We start from the raw sequence: 19,755 nt of genomic DNA, 5'->3' as shown, positions 1-19,755 counted from the left end.
TTCTCTTATGGTAAATAACTTCTTGGATTTTGTTTTTCTCCGTTTATACGGATTTCAAAGTGCAAATGATTTCCTGTACTTCTGCCTGTAGTGCCTACCTCGGCAATCTTTGTTCCTGCTGATACCTTTTGCCCCTCACTTACAAGTAACTTTGAGCAATGCCCATAAAGGGTAATAAAACCTCCGCCATGATCTACCATCACATGGTAGCCATAGCCTGTATTGGAATAACGTACAAGCATAACCGTTCCGTCAAGTGCAGAATAAATCGGAGTGCCTTTTGGTTTTCCAATGTCAATACCTCCGTGCCCTTTCTTCTGTCCTGTGAATGGGTCTTTACGATAGCCGAACTCACTGGTAACCGAATTTCTCCAATTTGCCACAGGTTCGGTAAAGCCATCTACACCTACGAACGGAACATCAGAAATGGGAAGTCCATTTGTAAAATCGTCAAACTCCTTCCCATAGGTAGGCGCAGGTCTGCCGTATTTAATACGGTAATAGATTTCTGTAGCATTGGCTTTGTCATCAGCTGTTGCGGTTATTCCCATTACTTTAGCAATATTTTCATAAATAATTGATAGTTCTTTAATAGGAACCGCTACCGTATAGGTTTCTTTGCTGGTACTGCCATCTTCATTTGTAACGGTGCGAGTTCTTCGTTCATAAACGACAAAGCAGTCTGCAAACTGCAGAGTATTGATTAGGGCTGGGCGTTCATCGCCGAAATACAGAGCAAAAAAAACAGCCTTAACTCTTACCGAATCAAGGCTTTCGTTATAATCTGTTTTGCTGTTAATACTTTTAATATCATAGTCAAGCAAGCCAAAGCTGTAACGCATGTCTTCAATATGCATTCTGAATTCCACTGGTACTTTTTCAGATATAGCACCACCGTTAAAGGATAATTCCAGTGCTGTGCTGTTATGACTTGCAGTTCCTGAAAGAATTGCAAGGATTAAAGCTATGGTGACAATGATAGGGGATATGATTGCCACGATAATCCACCCCACCCCTTTTCTAAGTTTGTCATTAGATAAAACCGCAGCGGCTGCTTTGGCAAGAGCTGCTCCCGAAATAGCTGCCATATCACCACCACCTTAGGTTTTTAGCCATGATTTTGTGATAGGTAATCATCATCTTCCACCTGCCTTTCCGAACAATTTTTCCTTATATGTTGGAGCATGAACTACAAGGTTATATCGCTCGTTACCACATTTATAGAGACATACTCCACGCTGTGGAAACTTGATAAGATTGTATTCACTTTGTTCAAGCTGTAAGGTATCCATATAAAATTTAGAATCCACCGCACCGGCATTGAACAGAAATTGATGAGTTGGAATAGAAAACAACGGCTTTGTCATCTCACGAATGCCCTCAATATTAAAATCCTCCAAGTTCTGACTGGACAGAATTACAGAGGACTCTTTCTTTCGCACTCTTTTCATAAAGTTTCTGATGTACTCAATGGCAGTCATATTTGTAAGGAATAAATACAGTTCATCAATGGCGGCCGCTGTATGCCCCTCGGTGAGCAGTTTGTCGCTCATAAAGGATAAAACATTGAAAAGCAAAGCATTTTTCACATTCTTGCTTGCATTTAATAATCCTTTTACACCAAACACAATAAACCTGCTTGAAGTGATATTGGTGTGGCCGTTAAAGAACTTACTCTCTGCGCCTATACACATAGAATGCAGTCCAAGTAGAATTTCCTGTAACAATTCAGCAGTATAAAGCTGATATTTTTCTTTGTCGTAGTCTTTAAACTCTTTCTCTATCAGAGCATAAAGATCAGACAGGATGGGATAGTCCTTAGACTCAAGTGATGTGAAGTCTATGTTGTCACTGATATTCCAATTGTAATACAATTTACCAAGCATAATTTCAATCACATCAATATGCCTGTCATCGAAGTCTTTATAGCAACGGAAAAAATCTTTTAAAAAACTGATGTGCTGACTGAGTTTGGTTGCTTGTCTGAATGCAATGGGTGCATCCTTATCCTGTGGCGAGCCACCGTCATCCCAGCTTTTCGGTTCTAGTGGATTTATCATATACTGTCCACTCATTAAATCCACAAAACAGCCGCCTAAATTTTCTCCAAGCTCAGCAAATTCATGCTCTGGGTCTAGGCATATTACGCTTTTACCTAACTCTAAGATATTACATAAAATCAGCTTGAGAAGATAGCTTTTGCCTTGTCCTGAGTTACCTAATATTAAAATACAAGGATTGGTTTTGTCATCATCCCGCTTATCAAAATCCACAAGAATATTACTGCCAAACTTATCTCTGCCTAAATAAAAACCGTTGCTGTCTGTCTTTCCCGAATAATTAAAGGGATACAGATTTGCAACGGATGAAGCAGGGAGGACTCGCTCAAATTGACTGCCAAAAATATTTCTTCCCGATGGGCCAACACAGAAAAAGCCTTGTTGCTGTCGAAGCAACAACCTATCTACATTCAGTTTACTGCGAACAAGTTCTGTCAAAACATCAGTTTGTAATAACTTTAGGCTGTCATAGTCGTTTGCAGTCAGTTCAATATATACTGCACAATGTAAGAGTGGTTCTCGGTTTCGATGCATAGTTGATACCAATGTAACCACATCTTGAAGATTGCTTTCAGCAGTGACGCTTTCTTGCAAATCGCTGGTATTCGCAGTATTCATTCTGTTCTTATTTGTGGCATTATGGATAATTCTTTTTTCTTCTGTTGGTGTTACCTGTCTTGTATAGGTGCGCAGTGTCACGCCATCTTTTTCACCTAAGTGGCGGAGAATTGCCTGTTCTTCAGTTACTGTGGGATATTCACGCAGTGCCCACACACATCGAAATGTGTTTCCACAAATAAAATGATCCACATTAAATTTAATCACGGATGGAGCAATCATATCTAAAAATGTTTTGAGTTGACCACTCGATTCGGTTGCAATGTTTTGATTTTTCAATGGTTTCATCAGTCCTTTCTCTGTTATAAACATGAAAAAAAACAACCTCACCAATGAAGTTGCTTTTGGGTTAGTGTAATTTTATTTAGTTGTAATTTTAAGTGGTTGTTTCTGATATACTCAAAATCTCTTCTACAAATGGTAATTTTTAGGGCTAATAAGTTCCTATATCTGTGACAGAAAATATTTGCGAACTTTTAACGTTTGAATAAACTATCACAAAAATGAAATATTCTTTTTATAAGAATCAATCTTTATCCCAACGATTTACATCAGTCCAACGGAAGTTTGGATCTGTATTGCGACAAGGATTTTTCTCCCATTTTTCGGCTGCCCGTCTACTCATTTCACTGTCAATTTTCTTCATTTCAGCGGTTTTCTCACCATTGCCGCCACAACCGTCCTTTAACCATTGCTGTCTTCTTTCTTCATAGTTATCTGAAAGATCGTCATCTGACGCTGTCCCTAACCAACTTTCAAAGCTATTACTATTTTTGCTAGCTGAACAGATTGCAACAATGACAGCACCTGTGCCAGCCAGTAACAAACCACTCAATTCAAATAGTTTTTTCCAATAAATCTTCACAAAGCTGTCCTCCAATAATTTAGGTTTGCAGTAATGTAAATTATATAAATAATAAACAACCAATATTTTTTGTCAACTTCTCTTTCTGAAAAGTTTTCTTTATCTGTTTTATTAATTATATAACTTCAACAGAAAATTTTCAATCACAACAACTACCTCTCACCAAGCACTACCCAACGTTCTCCGTCAAAATCTTCGTACCTATCAGTCGTGACATTCTGTTCAAAATAAACGCCAAGGATTCTCTTAATATCCGCATTATCCCCTCGCCTTGCTGTAAAACCTTGATCCTTTAGGCTCTTTTCTATACGAGATAAATACGGAAACACATCACTTTCTTTCTCATTTTTCAATCGAATGATTATTAAAAATTCACGAGCAGTAGCCATCTGCACTTGCATTCGGTCAAGGTTGGTACTGTCTTGCATCAAAAGTTTTCGGATAATCGGATTTTCCTCTTCCTCCATACGCTTTTTCAGATATTCCTTATTGTCATCAAAATTCTCTTTGGAATTAAGGCAGAGCATTTCAATTTCAGCAATACCTTTCAGCACCGTCATCAGTGCATAGATTCTACTGCTTACACTGCTTTCCGAAAGTACAGAAATATTGGTTGGGTGTATGATAAAATATACAAGTTCACCGAAAGAAGTAACAAGGCTGTAATCAGTGATTTCCGTAATTCCCATCAGTTCTCTTGTAGAATTTTTATGTTTTTTCGTGGTCTTTTCTCTTCTGCTCATAGTTTACAACCTCCATTCATATGTTTGCGGCTTTAAAATAAAAAAGGATACAGCATATCGGATAAAATCCAAGATACTCATATCCTCAAAGCGAATGCTTAAAAAAGCATATGCCGCAGTAATTACAACAGGGAAAAGGATGCCTGTTTGAGCAAGGGCAAAAACAGAAATAAGCAATCCTATTCCGATAATACCAATGTCACGCAGTTCCCAAAGCCATAGTGTTGCTTTTGCTTTTAAATTATCGGGATACATATACATTTTAACTTTCCTCTCTTTCTTCTTTGGATTTTCCCAAGAAAAATGCAATCCCACGTAGAACAAAGTCTACGCATGGAATTGCCACACTGTTTCCAAGTGCCTTGTATCTTGGCGAATCTGATGCTTTTGTTATATTCGTCCACCCATCAGGAAAGCCTTGCAGTCTTTCGCACTCAAGAGGCGTCAGCCTGCGTACAAGGTTTCGTGATACTGCAAGATTTTTACTACCTCCACCATTTTTACCGCCTTCAGATCTTAAAGTGTCACAGCCTTCCTTGTAATCTGCAAATGCAGATTGTCCATATATGGTGCTTTGGCTATCAATAATACACTTGTCTTGGCTCACATATTGATTGCCTGCACCTTTCCAATCACCATTACACAAGGCTCCAACAACATTCTGGTATGGTTTATCTACAATGCATTTGTCTTGATTTACATAGATAGAATTAACTCCTTTGTAATTACGATGACACAAGGCTCCTACTACATCTTGATATGGCTCAGGCTTATAAATAGCATGAACATCTGATGTTGTAAGGGTATAACTGATATCTTTCTGCACACCTTGACCATTGCCACCGTTATGATCTTGGCGGTTAATCGTATTGCTGGCAATGCAATAGCTTTCCTGTACTATGGCAATTCCACCTTGATCTTTACTTGTATCTGGATTTGCAGTATCAAAGGTTTGTGATTTATCTGTTTCCCGACACCCAGACAATGGATTATCTGATTTCATTAAATTGCTGTCTCTGCTATCCAAGCTATAAGCAATAGGCTTTGAAACAAGAGGAACATTATTTTCACCTGTTCCATAGGTTGCTGCAACTGTCGGTGCAACTTTCAGCGGCCCGTTGTATCTGCAATCCTTTCCGTGATTATCAAACAGTACAGGCTGATTATTTCCACTTGTTCCGGCAGCTGATGTAATCGTCGGGCAAAGATTTTCACAAATTTCCGCACCACCTTGCTGACTTCCCATAACAATGGGAAGATTTCCACCCATGCTTGCTCTTAATGTTGAGGTAATATTTTCAGTAATATCCATGCGATTTCCACCTTGGTCATTTAAACAAAACATTGGTTCTGTAACAAAGGTCTGCATCTGCATATTTTGTGTTGCCATCAACGCACCCGAAAGGTTTTCAAGGTCAATACCTTCATTCCTTTGATTAATATGATAAGATTTCATCTCTTTCATATTTGGTAGACTGATGTTATCTATCTGTGTAATTCCGGCTTGTATTTCCAATGCTGTTTTTAATTGTTTTGGTAACTCCTTACCTTTCGATTTTGCTCGTCTAAGTATTCCCAAGCAAGCGGTCTTGCTCAAATAGTATTTTGGGAGCGGTGTGTCCTCCAAAATCTGCGACAAGAAAGATTCTTTTGCGCCTTTGGGCGACACCCCAGTATTGAGCATCCAGAACTCTCCAAGCAAGGGAGAATTCTCTTCCCAAAATGCACCCAGCAGATTTCCATACCCCTCCCGCAGGTCGAGGTACAGATATGGTGTGGTCTGCAATTCGGATGGTTTCTTCAAGCACCGCTTTGAAATCTTCTCCGTTTTGAGAGGAGAAGGCTCCGGGGACATTTTCCCAAACGAAGAATCGAGGTCGAATAAGGTCATTTGCTTTTCCGTCTTTTCCATCGGTATACCTCATTTCTTTTGTTATTCTAATCTGCTCCATGAATAATCCCGAACGTTCACCTTCAAGCCCGGCTCTCTTTCCCGCTACAGATAAGTCTTGGCAAGGTGAGCCTCCACAGATAATATCCACAACAGGAAGTTTGCTCCCATCAAGCTTTGTAATGTCACCAACATGGAGCATCTCGGGAAATCGTACTTTTGTAACTTCGATGGGAAAACTTTCGATTTCACTGGCCCACAGAGGAACAATTCCATTGTGAACTGCAGCAAGCGGGAATCCGCCAATCCCATCAAAAAGGCTTCCCATTGTAAACATTTAAGTCATCTCCATTCCATAGAAACTTTCCTTTCTACTTCGGCATCGCTTGTACGATGGTCCGAGTTGTATTCACTGCTGCTTGAGCCGTATAAACGGCACTCATCACATTTGCTTTTGTTGAGGTATCCAAACCAAATGCACCCGCAATTCTTGGAACTTCACCTGCAGATAACATAAGTCCCAACCCAAGTAATGCATGGTCCTTTAAAACCATCAGTCCCGCTGTAAGTATGGTCGCTTGCAGAAAAGTAGTTAAGCAAAGTCCTATAATCTGCTTGCACCACCCTATAAATCCATCCAAATATCCACGGGGAACAGAAAACATATATAAGCTTCCAACAGCTATTTGAATCAGCAGAATACCACCACGCTTGAGATTGGCAAAGAATACTTTTATCACTGCATATCCCATAAGGATAATAATAAACAGTGCCATAATGGGTGAAGTAATAGCGGACAACCCTCCAAATACATTAGAGTTTCCAACGGCATCAAGGGTTCCTGCGTTGTTTAATTCGGTAATAAAACTGTTAGCCAAATCACTGATTCCATTTGCATGACCTGTAATTCCTGTAGTAAGGCTTGCTTGCAAATTTACCGATAACTTATACAGTTCTATCGGGGCAACGGTAAAAAGGCTTACTGCCATAAACCCTTTGACAGCGTTTATTCCTGTATCCTTAAGGTTTCCTCTGCCGTACTGATATTCAATTCCTGTTTCAAAACATGACACCACAAGTCCTGTAACATAAAGAGCCCATGCAAGATAGGAAAAAAACAGCACAATGCTTTGAACCCAATTCATCTCGAATAACTCCACACCCATATTGCCCATCTGGGCAAAGAAGTCACCGAGAAAGCCTACAAGATGCCCGTAAAACCAATCAATGATTTGATCCATCACGTCACTGAGCAAAAAATCCCATATAAACAAAAGGTGAACCCTCCTTTCTCTCCAAGTAAAAAGAGCATACGTTTTCACGATATGCCCAAGTTTTTGCATAAAAAAATGACGAAATGCTATTTCTTCAAAGATTTTAGCTCTCCGTCATCTTCATTCATTATTTCCAATATCAGTTTTGCTCCCATACGGAAGCCTTGTGTAAACCGTTCCTCAGCATTTATATAGCTTAGTTTTCCTTGTGCTGTGACAAAGTCTTGCAGTTTTTCTTTTCCTTCCGTATCTAACAGCTCATTGAGTTGTTTTTCAAGTTCAGCCACTTCATACAGGCATTTTTGGTATTCACTGCCATGAACTACTTCCTTTGCTATGGGACACAAATTTCCGTTGTACAGCCTGCTAAGTAATTTTTCTTTCTGCATTTTCTCCGCCTCCTTCAAGCGCAACATAATAGCATTATTAATGAATACTAGCTATACCTAAATACCAACCAAAATTCCATATATTCTTTTATCGTTTCTGACTCATCGAAAATCCGTAATTAGGCTAATAGGCATACCATTCGGGTTTTCCACTATATACCTACAAATAAGGAGCAATTCTGTTTGGAAATTTTCTAAACATTAATAAATCAAGGACATTTTATCCTTGCCAGTAGCTATTTTGTTTCTTGTGTCTCAGCTTCATCTAAAGCTTTTATTATGAGCTCGGTGATGAATGCTTTTTGAGTTAAGTGTGGGGTTTTATCAATGTGGTTTTTTATCCTTGCAAAGAGTTCCTCTGATATTTGCAGTGCAAGTGTCCTTGTTTGTGTTTGTGCCATATACTTCATCTCCTTCATTTGATAATACTCAATAATCAGCTTTTCTACATATTGGTTTAGGTTAAGGCCGCTTTCTTCTTGACTTGCCCTTACTCTATTGTGTAATTCTATAGGAATTTTGGCACATAAACTTTTAGTATCTTCCATAGCTTTTTCCTCCTGTTTTTAATTTTGCAAGCAAAGCATACCCCAAAGCCTAACTTAAAGCTATACCCAATACTAAAAAGAATTAAAATAAAAGCCAAACAATATTTACTTTTCTGCATTCCCAAAATAGTACAGAATATCTTTGCAAAGGATGGTCAATCAATCTACCTCACTTGTTTCTTTCTATAAAACAAAAAAAGCCTCCACTTTTTCGGAAGGCTGTTGACAATCTCTCCATTCAGAGCTTACATACAACTGGCGGGGTTTCCCCGACAATAAAAAACGTCATGGCAGGATGATGTGCTGTAACACATTAACCCTGCGCTAAGGTGAGCCAGCACCCAAGCACAACCGCAGAAGCGGCACCACGACAAGGTTATTATAATCCTTTTTCTGTGGCGGCACAAGGAAAATCACAGCGTGTGCATGGGATTCGAGGCAATACGCCTCCGCCTTTGTATACGCTTTTGACGATACGGGAAATTTCCGACCATTTTAAGAAAGGTCGGGGATAACATGAACATTTTCAAACATAGGGACAGCTTTTTTGGCTGTCTGGACAGCGGAGTCACAGAGAACTCCCTGCTGTCGCTCTTTCGGTTGGCAAAGCAGATTCGTCTACGGCTCGGTAAGCAAGGATATCTGCTGGAGTGCTACCTCTCCCTTGTCTTTGAGGGATTATGCAACAATCTTGCCTATGATGCTGCGGATGAGGGGTTTCAATCAGCAGGCAAGCTGCAGAGTCTTCTCTTTCATGTACTGGATGGTACAGAACTTATAAAGCCGCATCCACTTTACCAACGGGCACAAGAGGTTTGCGAACAGCAGAAAACCACGCTGGTTTTCCAAGAACAGTACACCAACCTCTCCATGCTTTTGTTTCCTCTGGCAGACGAGATGATGGCAGACACTACCTCTCGATTCGTGGAAAGACAGGTGAGTGATTTGAACAAAGAGGTTGATGAAATTCGTCTGCAAGAACTATTTAACCAAATTTCTCATCTTGCCGGCGAGGCTATGATGGAGGATCTTAATGAGAAAATCCTCAAAAGGTTTCTGATTGCACCAATGGCGTCAGTTTTCGCACAAGGCTTCACTGATGACCTACTCAGTAGGCTCACCTCTCGCGACTACGAGACCAGCAAGCAAATGTTCCAGCTCCTGCTGGACTCTCTGCCCAACACACCGTAAACAGCGGCACATCCGGAAAGCGGCATCCTATTTTGGGTGCCATTTCTTTTTATCGGCCTTAAGTGAGTATCTGCCAGAGTATCGTTGCAAATGAATGGTGAATTCATGATAGCAACCTCTTTACATTGTTCATAAGGAGTAACTTAAAAGCTTATCCTTTCTATTGTTAATAATTTGAAAGTTAAAGCTCTTACTTTAATATGATAAACTTTTCTATATATACTACCCAACAAAATATTTTCGAAGTGGTAGTGCGGAATTTGAACGCTCGCTGAGTAAATATATATAATATGACATACTGTTGTCAACTTTAATTTGATACGATGGCATTGTCAGATATAATATTGTTAACTAAGTAAAAAGAAAGGATAATAAAATGGCTTTTGATTTCAAAAAGGAATACAAAGAATTTTATATGCCCAAAAACAAACCTTCCATAATCAATGTTCCTAAGATGACCTATATTGCAGTACGTGGTAAAGGAAATCCTAATGATAAAAATGGAGAATATCAAGTTGCAGTTGGACTTTTATATGGTATTGCTTATACTCTAAAAATGAGTTATAAAGGCGATTACAAAATTGACGGATTCTTTGAGTATGTTGTGCCTCCTCTTGAGGGGGTGGCAAGCTGGCATAGAATGTGTGAATTATGCCAATAAAGACACATTTAACTGGATTTCGGTTATTCGATTACCTGATTTTATAACTGAAAAAGATTTTGAATGGGCAATAGCAACTGCTACTAAAAAGAAAAAAGAGGATTTTTCTAATGTAGAATTTTTTTCTTATGATGAGGGGTTATGTGTTCAATGTATGCATATCGGATCTTATGATGATGAACCTGCAACAGTATTACAAATGGAGAAGTTCGCCATTGAAAACGGTTATTCCATTGATATAACATCTGAAAGGTTACATCATGAAATATATTTAAGTGACCCTCGTAAAGCAGACATTTCTAAAATAAAAACAGTAATTCGTCACCCAATCAAATGAGCAAACACCTTAGAAAGCCTAAAATGGCTAAGCTAAAGCTAATCTTGATAACCACGAAAGTGTGGGCAACCTCGCCATCACATTGGCTTGGTTGCCCTCTTTCTATTTTCACCATCACATCCCGAGTATCGTCCATATATAAAGCGGTGCTGTTAAGGTAAACACCAAACACGCAAAAAGGATTGCCGGTGCCGCCCACTCAAATTGACCATGTTTCCGATAATCAAAATAAGCAAGACCTAATTTGGCAAAGAAGAACACCGCAAGAATCAAATCAATAGCTGGGAAAACCACCTTGTTGACTACCGTTTTAATCTGACTTGATGCATCTTTCCATGTTCCTTCAATCGCTCCGGCTACATCACCTGTGCCGGCTGCAAAAACAGAAGTACTGAATAACAGACAAATAAGCAGGGCTGCTATAAGAATAAATGCAATTTTCTTATATTTAATCATATATATCATCTACCTTTCTTTTCTATGGTTTTAACGGAGCAACGTGCCAGTCATCCCAAAGCGAACCATGAATCAATAAACTGTCATTAAGATTTTTAGACATCATTCCTACGGGGGTCCAGCTGTCTATCACCCATGTGTTCACTTCATATTTTCCGTTTGGTATCCAAATAGGTGTAAAGTGAGTTCGGTTTTTATAGGTAGAATACTTATTTTTTTGAAACTCAAAACGAGAATTACTTCCATTCTGAACTTGTTCCAATAGCCGCCAGTAGGTGTTGTAATGAAATTCCGGAAAGTAGCTTACTGCATTTTGTGGGTTGGTCACTGCCGAGAATTGGTTGCTGCTTACCGAAGCAAATACTTGTTGATTAACACCATATCCAGACTTCATTGTCCTGCCATTTGCAGTTGGATTCTTACCGTCGCAAAGTAACTTCATGTCTGCTGAAAAGACAGCATAATATTTGTTAAGATTAAACTCCCACCATCCATGGTCGCACCAATATCCACTATTTTCACCTGTACTATGCCATACCCAATATTCATGCCACCATGGATCCCAAACAGTCCATTCTGCCCTTGTTTTTTCTGCTCTTTGAGGAATAGGTGATAATGAAAAGTCATCATTTCTATCATCAGCGACAGGGTTTGGTGACGGATTTTTATTAAGGTCAACAATTTTGCAATGAATAGTTGTTTTATCAGTTCCTCCCGGACCTTTTACAGTTACATCTATGTTCATATTCTGTTCTGTGTCTGGAGTAGTCCATTTTACCCATGCAAGCTGACTGTCACCTTCGGGATAATATATATTGCCAACATTATAGGTTTTACCGTTAATATGAAAACTGACACGAGTGGGATTGTCTGGGTCAGACTGCCCGCCGCTGATCATAACGGAGGTGATGACCTCTGTGTTTACTCGGTATTCATAGTCATCTGTTGAAACAACAGGCGGCTCAGTCTGTTCTGTAAAACGCACAACTCCAAGTCCAAGCGAAGATTTAATATCTGCATTGGATGCCGCTTTGGTTGTACTGCCTTTCCATGCTGGATATCCTAAGTCAGATACTTCCAAAAACATAGCAAGCGGTAGGTTTTTGTGAGATAACGAAACCATCCTTTTTCGCAGTAATCCGCTTACTTTTTCATCATACATGGCCGCCTCAGTTGCAGTGGTTGCAATCATAACACCTTCAAACTTGTAATAAGCTATTGGTTCAAGCAGTAATTTATACTCTCCACCAATTAGCACATCGTAGTTCATGCCTGTTATTTCTGCAATTCTTTTAATTATATATTCTGAGCAGAAATATTTTTTTATAGCATCAATATTACTTCTACCACTGGTACTAACTATTCTTGGCATTGCTTGTGCAGGGTTTTTAAAACTATACCCTCCCTGTACAGGAGATAGCCCTCTACCATTGTTGTACTGTAGTTTGCTAATCTTTCCAAAATGATAAATTTCGGATGACGGTTTTTTATTTGTTAAATCAATGGGAGTTGTAACTACAGCATGATCACTTGCTCTGACTACTGTTACACGTACACCATCCATTCCCACTGACCATATATTGTTGCTTGTGCCATTTCCCATTTCTCCACCTCCACCATCAATATTTCCATCCCCAACAGCAAAAACAGATACTGAATAACAGCAGACAATGATTAGAGAAATGCATATTGTTGTTAATCGCTTTTTCATTAAGGCTCCTTTCCCAAAGAAAAAATGCACTGCTTTTGCAGTGCACTAACCTTGATTATATTTTACTCTCCCATATTTCCTACTTGCTTATTGATATCTCCGTCACCATCTACATACTCACCATTATTTTCACCGCCATTGGGTACATTATCGAAGCCAGGTAACCCACCAGATGTATTTTGTGATGGTGCAGTTGGTTTTTCCACTTTATCATGTTCAACGGGCTTATCTTCTGCTGTTACCTTAACGCCATTTGGCTTTTGATTTGGATTTGCAAGCTGTTCTTCCGTATATGTAGGCTTTTCAGCATCTCCTTGAATTTTCTGTTCTGTACCTTTATCTACTGCTCCGTTATCCTTTTCCGTCTGCTGTGTAACGTCAATAGAAGGCACCTTAATTTCATCTTCGTTTTCTGAAGTAGTGGGTGTTTTTGTCACTACATCTTGAACCTCACTGCTTTGAGAGGAAATGTCGACATCCTTTACAGGAGGTTTCTGAAATTTTACTCCTATCATAACAATCAACGCAATACTTATTACAATACCGCCTGTTATAATGAGCCATTTTTTGGTTTTATCATTTATGTTTTTCATAAACCGCTGCCTCCTTATATATAAATTCTTTTATTTAGTCAAACCGTATCACAAGGTTTTTTAAAAGTCTACTAAAGATTTAAAAGTGATTGTAAAGTTAAAATTTAGGTGTATATCCCGCACTGTTTTCTACCTTGATATGCATCGGCGGCAGCAATTTTCCGCCAAAGGATACAGGGACTTCTAAGTTCACAGAACTGTTTATTTTAAATCTTTGGTTTCTTTGATCACCACTTGCAAATGGTGCATTTTGTATATCCACATCAAGATTCCAAATTTTAAACTGAGTATTATTCTTATCCTCTGTGATTTTTTTGTGATAGTCATTTTCTACTGTTAAACCAAGTATTGTATCCATTTTATCATAAATATCGCCATAATCAATGGACTCTTCAAAGTCATCAAGGTTTGGCTGATATCCGCCCGAATATCCTTCTCTAACTCCGTGATACACATCATCATAATTCTCCGTAACTGTAGAAATGACTGCATCTTGCAAGGCATCACGAACTCCCTGTGCAACGATTAAAAGGCGAAAATATTCAGATATGCCTGTAAAAATCATTACAAGACAAAGCGTAATGGCAACAGCTAAAGGATAACCGCTGCCATGATTGTTTTGTAATGGTTTTATTTGTTTTTTCATCACTTCCAATACACCTCACTTTTACCCATCGCTTCACCTCGAAGTGTAACAGGGAATGAACCAAAACCACCAAACAACCCGATATCCATTTCATAGGTGACTACAACAGAAACTTCTTCGTTAAGCTGTATTTTACCTGTTGTTGACCAGTTAACCTCTGGATGAAGCCCTGTTTTTTCAATAAGAACTTGCTCTCGTGTTGCCGTTTCTGTGCCTACCCGACCTGCAATTTCTGCTTCACGAATAAGTTCTGTCGCAAAAGTATCAACCTGCTGTTTGGCAATATAGGCAGGGAATACATTAACCGCAACTGCAATTATGAGCATTGCGCAGAGAACAAGCACAACTACATCAATGTATCCCTCACCACGATTGTTCCGGAGAGATTTCAGCATTTTCTGCATAAAAAGCACCTCCCTTATAACATTGCACTGAGTGAATGAATGATTTCAGAAATAATAATGACGATATAAGTCATTAGGAAACACATGAGCATCAAAAAGCTAAATATACGGATTTTTGAAGGTATCTTCATCGCCTGTGCTTTCAGCCTTTGCAATTCCAGCTGTTTCATATCATGGCTCAGCATTTGAAAATACATCGCACCATCATCACCACGCAGTACTCCAATTAGTCCACGCGTAATATCCGACAGCATTGTTGAATTAATCCTTGCCTCAAACCTAGTAAGTGCCGCCTCATAAGACGATGACCTCATGTCTGCGGTTACAATATCCAACTCTTTAGCAAAATCTGCACCTGCATTTTTCTTAAAGTTTTCAAGGATTGAAAGCACATCACGGCTTGCCTTTAGCTCCTGTGTAACAGTTGCCACAAACCTTGGAAGTTCTATTTCGATTTTTTCTCTCTTTGCATTTAGCTTTTCATCAGCCCTGCGGATTTCTTTAAAATAAACAATTATTGCAAGAATTATAATTATAGGAGCAAGCAGAGGAAAAATAATAAGCGCAGGAATAATTCCAAGGGCAGTGGCACCTGATTTTACAAGTGCGTTTGCGATAAATTCTTCGGGAGTTTCTTTCATTCCTGCGGCATTTAAGGTATTTCTCATACGTATTTTCTTGTACTCATCTATGGGCAGATATCTTGCAATCCTTACTGCAAATCCGTTAAGCAGAACTTCTATATTTTTAGTTTTTTGACTATTTTCTTTAACAGCAGAAAGCATTGCTTTTTCTGCGGCTAAGGTTGGGAGTTTCAGAAAATCTGCAAGGATAAAGAATAATCCCATTGCAAAGAAAACAGCAAAAAGTATCATTAAAATTTGCATATAACTTTTCACCTCCTGTACTCAACGGGTTGTGTAAGCTTAATCACAAATGCCATAGATACAAACATGATGATAAAACAAACCGCAAGCACAATCTGTCCTGGGATTGTGTGCATTAGAGTGTGATACCAGTCCTTGTTTAGAAAATACAGCAGAGGAATATTGCAAAGCACCAACATCTGCATCGTTATAAACTCTTTTCTCGGCTCAAATACCAAATTTTCAAGTTCACCGTTAACTACTCGCATATCTGAAAGTTTTGATACAATTGGTGTCAATGTGCTTTTAAGACTTCTGTCATGCTGACAAGCAATCAACGCATCGCACCATTCTCGAAGGACAGCGTTATCTATCTGCTTTCTTATGCTTTGCAGTCCTGTATTAATATCGGGATTAATCATCTTAATTCGATAAACAAATCCTTTGAATACGGAATGCACAGGCGGATTAAAGTAGTTCATATTTTCCTCCACTGCTGTCAAAATGTCCTCATTTCTTAGATATGAGGTGGTAATGATAGACAGTGCTGTTTCAAGTTCTGCGGCAATATCCTTTTTAAAATGAGTTTGAGTGAGTCGAACGTACCAAAACGGCAAAAGCATCATTCCTACTGAAAGAACCGGCAAAAGGAAGAAATTGCCCATCATAATTGCTATGGATGTTCCAACTGCAAGCAAAGCAAGTGAAATCATACAAAGCATTGGAAAACGGCCTGCTCTACCAGTTATTTTTAAAATTTCCTGTACCTCTTTTATCTCTCGCTTAAAGAAACCAACCTTTTTTCTATCCGTTATTTCATTAATTTCATCCTTTAGGCTTTTTGGACCGTTTAAAAAAGATTTGAAAACTTCATCTGTAAACTCCGAAAGAGATAGAGAAAATAAAATAAAAAAACCTGTTATCATTCCGATACAGGCAGTTAATAAAATCATATTCAATTGTCGCTCACCTCAGCTTTCTGTAAGCTGTTAATCATTTCAAGAGGCATACCGTTTTCCAGCAGTCGTTTTGCTAAGCTGTCGGAAATACACTGTATTCGTTTATGGTGTCCTTCAATGATAAAATTACCGTTTTTATCAATTTCATTTTCTGTAACAATATACTGATATAAGCTGCGAAAATACCTTGTTCCATCGGACATAATTTCACATTCCATAATCTCCATCATGCGTCTTTGCTTGTTTTCAAGCTGTTTACAGAATACCACGATTGGGTACGCCTCTGTTACATATCCGTATAATGTCTTATCATCCATATCCACCGCACGCTTGCAAAGGGATACCATTCTTGGATAAACCGCAGCAGCTGAATTTGCATGAAGAGTTGTTATGACAGCAATTCCTGTTCTTGCCGCTTCTTGACCCGCATTGGCTTCGGAACCTCGCATTTCTCCGATTACTGCAATATCAGGATTAAAACGAAGTGCCATATCAAGAAGTGTGATTTGGTCAATTTTCTGCTTATCATTGTCACTATCTCTTGTAATCGTGTGGATGACCGAATTCAAAGCTTTACCATTTTCATATCGTGTTAGATCAAGCTCTCTTGAGCCGTTTTCAATGGTATAAATACGTTTTCCGTTTGGGATTGTTGTCAACAGCCATCCAAGCACTGTGGTTTTACCGCTTGAGGTTGCCCCTGCAATACAAACGGAAATACCATATCGAACAAGCTGTGACAGCATATTCAGCATTTCATCAGTAGCCGTTCCACCTTGTACAAAATCCTCTTTTTCCATACTCTGTGGATTTACAATACGAATGGATGCCGCAATGCCAACATCTTCATCCACAAGAGGTGTCTTTAAGGCGGCAATACGAATATTTTTTGAAAGGTGTCCAAGAACTGCAGGGCTTGCATTATCCAAAACCATTCCCGATACATGGAGCATTCTCCGAACCACATTGACAGCGTGTTCCGGTGAGTCAAAATGCTCATCAAGTTTTACCGTTCTGCCGTCAGAATACTGTACCTCAATATCCTGCCAAGAGTTGATATCTATTTCTTCAATGTTATTTCCGAAGATGTATTTTGTTAAAAAGCCATACTCCGCCATTTCAGTGTAGAGAGCATCAATTAACTCATTTTCATTCATTCCATTAACCGCAATTTTTTCATCCATAACAAACTTGCCGATATATCTTTTCATCTGTTCTTTGGCATCTTCTAAATTACTGTCGGTTATGAGGTTGGCATAATTTTCCGATATATACTCCTGCACCTGTTTTAGCACTTGTGAAAAATCCCTATACTCGCACTCTTGAGAAAAAAATAAAGAGTGAGTGTTCTTTTTTACACCCAGCTCCACAGGAATTGTTATTTCATTTGGTACTGCAAGCAGGTCATTTGCTCTATTACATATCGAGGCAGTTTTATTGTCTTCTTCATAAGCATCATTCTTAGAACTTTTCTCTTTCCTTTTAAAAAAGGAGTTTAGAATCTTCTTCAACACCCGAACACCTCCTTTACTATTTTTTCAATTTCTTTGCGAAATTCTCGGCTGTCTTTTAAAGTCAAATCTGCAAAAAGATTGCCCTCCAAGTACTGCTGTTCCACCTCATCGGAATGTGGAATTTGAAAAATAAGACTTCCCATCGTACCAGCCATATGTTCGATACCATGATTGGATTTCACATTTGACGCACATTTATACTGTTTCTCAAAGTCAAGTCCTGTAGTTTGCAAAATAGATAGTTGACTGGATAAATAACTGATGGATTTTAAATCACAATTTGCAAGTCTTAACATAGAATCACAATTCAGCAAGGCAATAGCAGAAAGAATATCACTTGCAATATAACTTCCACAGTCAATTATGACAAAGGGAGCGATTTTTCTAAGACTTGCAATGAGTTCTTTTGCCTGTGTTTCATTATATGATGCATAGGAATATTCGTTTTCTCCCTTTAGCATGCCAAGAATGGTGAGGTAGTCCATCTTCTTATGGGTAATCATATGGTACTTCACCAGTGACTCGGTAACGTGCTGTGCGGCTAAGATGCTTCCCAGTGATTTTTCGCATTCCAAATCTGAGGGTGGGCAGATACAGGGGAGCATAGGTGCAGTCGTATCACAAAGAACCAATACTACATTTTTCTTTTTATCTGCAAGGTATTTTGCAATCTTTACAGCAACAGTTGTTTTACCGCTTGAAGGGCTACCCCAAACGGCAAGAACACCGCCATGCAATGCCTGTTCTTTTGGCACTTTCTGCACTTGCCCTCGTGAAAAAATGGAGCTTTTCATAAAATTCATTACTGCACCACCTCATTTTCTTGCGTAGACTCTGTGCTGATCTCTGAATGATAAAGTTTATTGAGCACTTCTTCTTGGATAGAAATAAACTTTTGTGCTTGTTTTGAATCCCCGCGATAAACAAGAGAAACATGGCTTTTTCCGTCTGCCTCAAGTTCTGCTAAGATATTACTTTGTTCTGCTGTAGCAAGAAGTGTAACAGTGGTAGGGAGTTCTCGTTCATCTTCATTTTCAATGACCTCTCCTGTATTAGCATCGTAACCACTTGGTGCAGTAACCGAAATTACTTCCACATATTTCAGTTCGGGCGGAATAACGGTCATCCCTTGTTTTCTATAATCGGGTGCAATCACCGAAACAATATCTCCGCTTCGAAGTTTGCCCGAAAGACCGCTTGCAAAGGTTTTAAGTGTCAGCGAAATTGCCTGTTTCTCACCATTTAATCGATATAGATATGCATTATCTTGTTCGGGTGTTTTGGATATCTTTGTGTTTAAGATATAATCACCAACAGATAAATCAGCTGTTGCAAACGCGCCAATAACTGTATCTTTGTTTTTAATAACATTTTCGGACAGGTTATATCTACCTACTTCCACAGTCTGCACCATATTCTTTGTTATTTTATCGCCCAACTTGATTTCCTTTGCAACTCTCACAATTTCTGTCTTCTGACTGATTGTTTTATTGAAAAGCGGTGTAATTCCAAAGCAGATAAGCAAAGATATTACAATGCAGAGAATGCCAAGTGTTGTTCTGTTTTTAAAAATCTTCATATACTAAGTCCTCCCAAGTTTATAAAATATGTGGTTAAAAAACCAATGGATAAAAAAGGAGCAAGGGGCATGGAGTAATTCTTTGCCTCTTGCTCTGATAGCTTCTTTTGATGCTTTATCACTGAAAAACAAATGAGCTCCAGTGTAAAGCCAATAATGATTCCGTAAGCCGTGGCTGTAAATCCAAGAACAAGACTTACAGCGGCGGTGAGTTTAATGTCACCGCCGCCAAGCATATTGGGACATATGAACGCTGCACATACCCATAAAATAAGAGCAATACCTAATCCCAACAGATTTGCCACCTTAAAATCAAGCACCGAACAAAGTGCAACCGCCACACAATAAATAGGTGGGATTTCTCTATTTCTGACATCAATAACGGAAATGATTATAAGCAAAATGCTAAATAGTATAGCTTGTATAATGTACTGAAATGACACAAAAACC

At 38.9% G+C, this 19,755-nt stretch carries 21 protein-coding genes and 2 pseudogenes; 2 read left to right on the top strand and 21 right to left on the bottom strand.

Features of this window, described 5'->3' with window-relative positions:
• Nucleotides 1-5: 5 nt before the first annotated feature.
• The 10 genes and pseudogenes from RBQ60_RS06750 to RBQ60_RS06705 form a co-directional block, all read right to left on the bottom strand.
• Nucleotides 6-1,088 carry a M23 family metallopeptidase gene (locus tag RBQ60_RS06750; protein WP_307885802.1) on the bottom strand — a complete coding sequence of 361 codons (1,083 nt, stop codon included), beginning with the start codon at nucleotides 1,086-1,088 and terminating at the stop codon, nucleotides 6-8.
• Between the two features lie 48 nt (nucleotides 1,089-1,136).
• Nucleotides 1,137-2,966, bottom strand: coding sequence for a VirB4 family type IV secretion system protein (locus RBQ60_RS06745; RefSeq protein ID WP_307885801.1), 1,830 nt, complete (start codon nucleotides 2,964-2,966; stop codon nucleotides 1,137-1,139).
• 238 nt (nucleotides 2,967-3,204) lie between these two features.
• Complete coding sequence (locus RBQ60_RS06740; RefSeq protein ID WP_307885800.1) at nucleotides 3,205-3,543, bottom strand: hypothetical protein; 339 nt, start codon at nucleotides 3,541-3,543, stop codon at nucleotides 3,205-3,207.
• Nucleotides 3,544-3,695: 152 nt separating this feature from the next.
• Nucleotides 3,696-4,286: a hypothetical protein gene (locus RBQ60_RS06735; protein ID WP_307885799.1), complete on the bottom strand. Its 591-nt coding sequence runs from the start codon at nucleotides 4,284-4,286 to the stop codon at nucleotides 3,696-3,698.
• Nucleotides 4,287-4,289: 3 nt separating this feature from the next.
• Nucleotides 4,290-4,547 (bottom strand): hypothetical protein, encoded by a 258-nt coding sequence (locus RBQ60_RS06730; protein WP_307885798.1) that lies wholly within the window; start codon nucleotides 4,545-4,547, stop codon nucleotides 4,290-4,292.
• Between the two features lies 1 nt (nucleotide 4,548).
• Nucleotides 4,549-4,893, bottom strand: coding sequence for a DNA cytosine methyltransferase (locus RBQ60_RS15505; RefSeq protein WP_442871383.1), 345 nt, complete (start codon nucleotides 4,891-4,893; stop codon nucleotides 4,549-4,551).
• 63 nt (nucleotides 4,894-4,956) lie between these two features.
• Nucleotides 4,957-6,505, bottom strand: a pseudogene (locus tag RBQ60_RS15310) (DNA cytosine methyltransferase); the annotation flags it as partial.
• A 43-nt stretch (nucleotides 6,506-6,548) separates the two neighbouring features.
• On the bottom strand, nucleotides 6,549-7,451 hold the full coding sequence (locus RBQ60_RS06715; RefSeq protein ID WP_307885796.1) for a conjugal transfer protein TrbL family protein: 903 nt from the start codon (nucleotides 7,449-7,451) through the stop codon (nucleotides 6,549-6,551).
• An 86-nt stretch (nucleotides 7,452-7,537) separates the two neighbouring features.
• Complete coding sequence (locus RBQ60_RS06710) at nucleotides 7,538-7,840, bottom strand: DUF6809 family protein (protein ID WP_307885795.1); 303 nt, start codon at nucleotides 7,838-7,840, stop codon at nucleotides 7,538-7,540.
• A 236-nt stretch (nucleotides 7,841-8,076) separates the two neighbouring features.
• On the bottom strand, nucleotides 8,077-8,388 hold the full coding sequence (locus tag RBQ60_RS06705) for a 4-oxalocrotonate tautomerase (protein WP_307885794.1): 312 nt from the start codon (nucleotides 8,386-8,388) through the stop codon (nucleotides 8,077-8,079).
• A gap of 516 nt (nucleotides 8,389-8,904) precedes the next feature.
• On the opposite strand from RBQ60_RS06705, the gene RBQ60_RS06700 reads away from it, so the two are divergent.
• Both RBQ60_RS06700 and RBQ60_RS15420 read left to right on the top strand, forming a co-directional pair.
• Nucleotides 8,905-9,579, top strand: coding sequence for a hypothetical protein (locus tag RBQ60_RS06700; RefSeq protein WP_307885793.1), 675 nt, complete (start codon nucleotides 8,905-8,907; stop codon nucleotides 9,577-9,579).
• Nucleotides 9,580-9,955: 376 nt separating this feature from the next.
• Nucleotides 9,956-10,577 (top strand): annotated as a pseudogene (locus RBQ60_RS15420) (GyrI-like domain-containing protein).
• 114 nt (nucleotides 10,578-10,691) lie between these two features.
• Here RBQ60_RS15420 and RBQ60_RS06690 read toward each other — a convergent pair.
• The 11 genes from RBQ60_RS06690 to RBQ60_RS06640 all read right to left on the bottom strand — a co-directional run bounded on the left by RBQ60_RS06690 (nucleotide 10,692) and on the right by RBQ60_RS06640 (nucleotide 19,748).
• Nucleotides 10,692-11,033, bottom strand: coding sequence for a DUF3852 domain-containing protein (locus tag RBQ60_RS06690; RefSeq protein WP_307885792.1), 342 nt, complete (start codon nucleotides 11,031-11,033; stop codon nucleotides 10,692-10,694).
• Between the two features lie 22 nt (nucleotides 11,034-11,055).
• Nucleotides 11,056-12,744, bottom strand: a complete 1,689-nt coding sequence (locus RBQ60_RS06685; RefSeq protein WP_307885791.1) for a hypothetical protein — start codon at nucleotides 12,742-12,744, stop codon at nucleotides 11,056-11,058.
• Between the two features lie 62 nt (nucleotides 12,745-12,806).
• Nucleotides 12,807-13,337 (bottom strand): DUF6550 family protein, encoded by a 531-nt coding sequence (locus tag RBQ60_RS06680; RefSeq protein WP_307885790.1) that lies wholly within the window; start codon nucleotides 13,335-13,337, stop codon nucleotides 12,807-12,809.
• 97 nt (nucleotides 13,338-13,434) lie between these two features.
• On the bottom strand, nucleotides 13,435-13,983 hold the full coding sequence (locus tag RBQ60_RS06675; RefSeq protein ID WP_307885985.1) for a hypothetical protein: 549 nt from the start codon (nucleotides 13,981-13,983) through the stop codon (nucleotides 13,435-13,437).
• Nucleotides 13,983-14,378, bottom strand: coding sequence for a DUF4320 family protein (locus RBQ60_RS06670; protein ID WP_307885984.1), 396 nt, complete (start codon nucleotides 14,376-14,378; stop codon nucleotides 13,983-13,985). Before RBQ60_RS06670 ends, RBQ60_RS06675 begins: the two co-directional genes overlap by 1 nt.
• Before the next feature lie 23 nt (nucleotides 14,379-14,401).
• Nucleotides 14,402-15,274: a secretion protein F gene (locus RBQ60_RS06665; RefSeq protein ID WP_307885789.1), complete on the bottom strand. Its 873-nt coding sequence runs from the start codon at nucleotides 15,272-15,274 to the stop codon at nucleotides 14,402-14,404.
• 8 nt (nucleotides 15,275-15,282) lie between these two features.
• The gene (locus RBQ60_RS06660; RefSeq protein ID WP_307885788.1) at nucleotides 15,283-16,212 is read right to left on the bottom strand and encodes a type II secretion system F family protein; all 930 of its coding nucleotides are present in this window, start codon (nucleotides 16,210-16,212) and stop codon (nucleotides 15,283-15,285) included.
• Nucleotides 16,209-17,615, bottom strand: a complete 1,407-nt coding sequence (locus tag RBQ60_RS06655) for a CpaF/VirB11 family protein (RefSeq protein WP_334307452.1) — start codon at nucleotides 17,613-17,615, stop codon at nucleotides 16,209-16,211. Before RBQ60_RS06655 ends, RBQ60_RS06660 begins: the two co-directional genes overlap by 4 nt.
• A 104-nt stretch (nucleotides 17,616-17,719) precedes the next feature.
• On the bottom strand, nucleotides 17,720-18,529 hold the full coding sequence (locus RBQ60_RS06650; RefSeq protein WP_307885787.1) for an AAA family ATPase: 810 nt from the start codon (nucleotides 18,527-18,529) through the stop codon (nucleotides 17,720-17,722).
• Nucleotides 18,529-19,305: a Flp pilus assembly protein CpaB gene (gene cpaB, locus RBQ60_RS06645; RefSeq protein WP_307885786.1), complete on the bottom strand. Its 777-nt coding sequence runs from the start codon at nucleotides 19,303-19,305 to the stop codon at nucleotides 18,529-18,531. Before cpaB ends, RBQ60_RS06650 begins: the two co-directional genes overlap by 1 nt.
• A complete protein-coding gene (locus RBQ60_RS06640; protein WP_307885785.1) occupies nucleotides 19,302-19,748 on the bottom strand; it encodes a prepilin peptidase in 447 nt (148 codons plus the stop codon). Before RBQ60_RS06640 ends, cpaB begins: the two co-directional genes overlap by 4 nt.
• Nucleotides 19,749-19,755 lie beyond the last annotated feature (7 nt).

It is taken from the genome of Anaerotignum sp. MB30-C6 (assembly GCF_030908465.1).
Lineage (GTDB): Bacteria > Bacillota > Clostridia > Lachnospirales > Anaerotignaceae > Chakrabartyella.
This window is presented reverse-complemented; position numbering and strand designations above follow the sequence as displayed.

Bases quoted from the DNA above. Each gene is read 5' to 3' on its own strand.
- RBQ60_RS06750 (WP_307885802.1), bottom strand. From the start codon at position 1,088: ATGGCAGCTATTTCGGGAGCAGCTCTTGCCAAAGCAGCCGCTGCGGTT.
- RBQ60_RS06745 (WP_307885801.1), bottom strand. From the start codon at position 2,966: ATGAAACCATTGAAAAATCAAAACATTGCAACCGAATCGAGTGGTCAA.
- RBQ60_RS06735 (WP_307885799.1), bottom strand. From the start codon at position 4,286: ATGAGCAGAAGAGAAAAGACCACGAAAAAACATAAAAATTCTACAAGA.
- RBQ60_RS06730 (WP_307885798.1), bottom strand. From the start codon at position 4,547: ATGTATATGTATCCCGATAATTTAAAAGCAAAAGCAACACTATGGCTT.
- RBQ60_RS06710 (WP_307885795.1), bottom strand. From the start codon at position 7,840: ATGCAGAAAGAAAAATTACTTAGCAGGCTGTACAACGGAAATTTGTGT.
- RBQ60_RS06705 (WP_307885794.1), bottom strand. From the start codon at position 8,388: ATGGAAGATACTAAAAGTTTATGTGCCAAAATTCCTATAGAATTACAC.
- RBQ60_RS06700 (WP_307885793.1), top strand. From the start codon at position 8,905: ATGAACATTTTCAAACATAGGGACAGCTTTTTTGGCTGTCTGGACAGC.
- RBQ60_RS06690 (WP_307885792.1), bottom strand. From the start codon at position 11,033: ATGATTAAATATAAGAAAATTGCATTTATTCTTATAGCAGCCCTGCTT.
- RBQ60_RS06685 (WP_307885791.1), bottom strand. From the start codon at position 12,744: ATGAAAAAGCGATTAACAACAATATGCATTTCTCTAATCATTGTCTGC.
- RBQ60_RS06680 (WP_307885790.1), bottom strand. From the start codon at position 13,337: ATGAAAAACATAAATGATAAAACCAAAAAATGGCTCATTATAACAGGC.
- RBQ60_RS06675 (WP_307885985.1), bottom strand. From the start codon at position 13,983: ATGAAAAAACAAATAAAACCATTACAAAACAATCATGGCAGCGGTTAT.
- RBQ60_RS06670 (WP_307885984.1), bottom strand. From the start codon at position 14,378: ATGCTGAAATCTCTCCGGAACAATCGTGGTGAGGGATACATTGATGTA.
- RBQ60_RS06665 (WP_307885789.1), bottom strand. From the start codon at position 15,274: ATGCAAATTTTAATGATACTTTTTGCTGTTTTCTTTGCAATGGGATTA.
- RBQ60_RS06650 (WP_307885787.1), bottom strand. From the start codon at position 18,529: ATGAATTTTATGAAAAGCTCCATTTTTTCACGAGGGCAAGTGCAGAAA.
- cpaB (WP_307885786.1), bottom strand. From the start codon at position 19,305: ATGAAGATTTTTAAAAACAGAACAACACTTGGCATTCTCTGCATTGTA.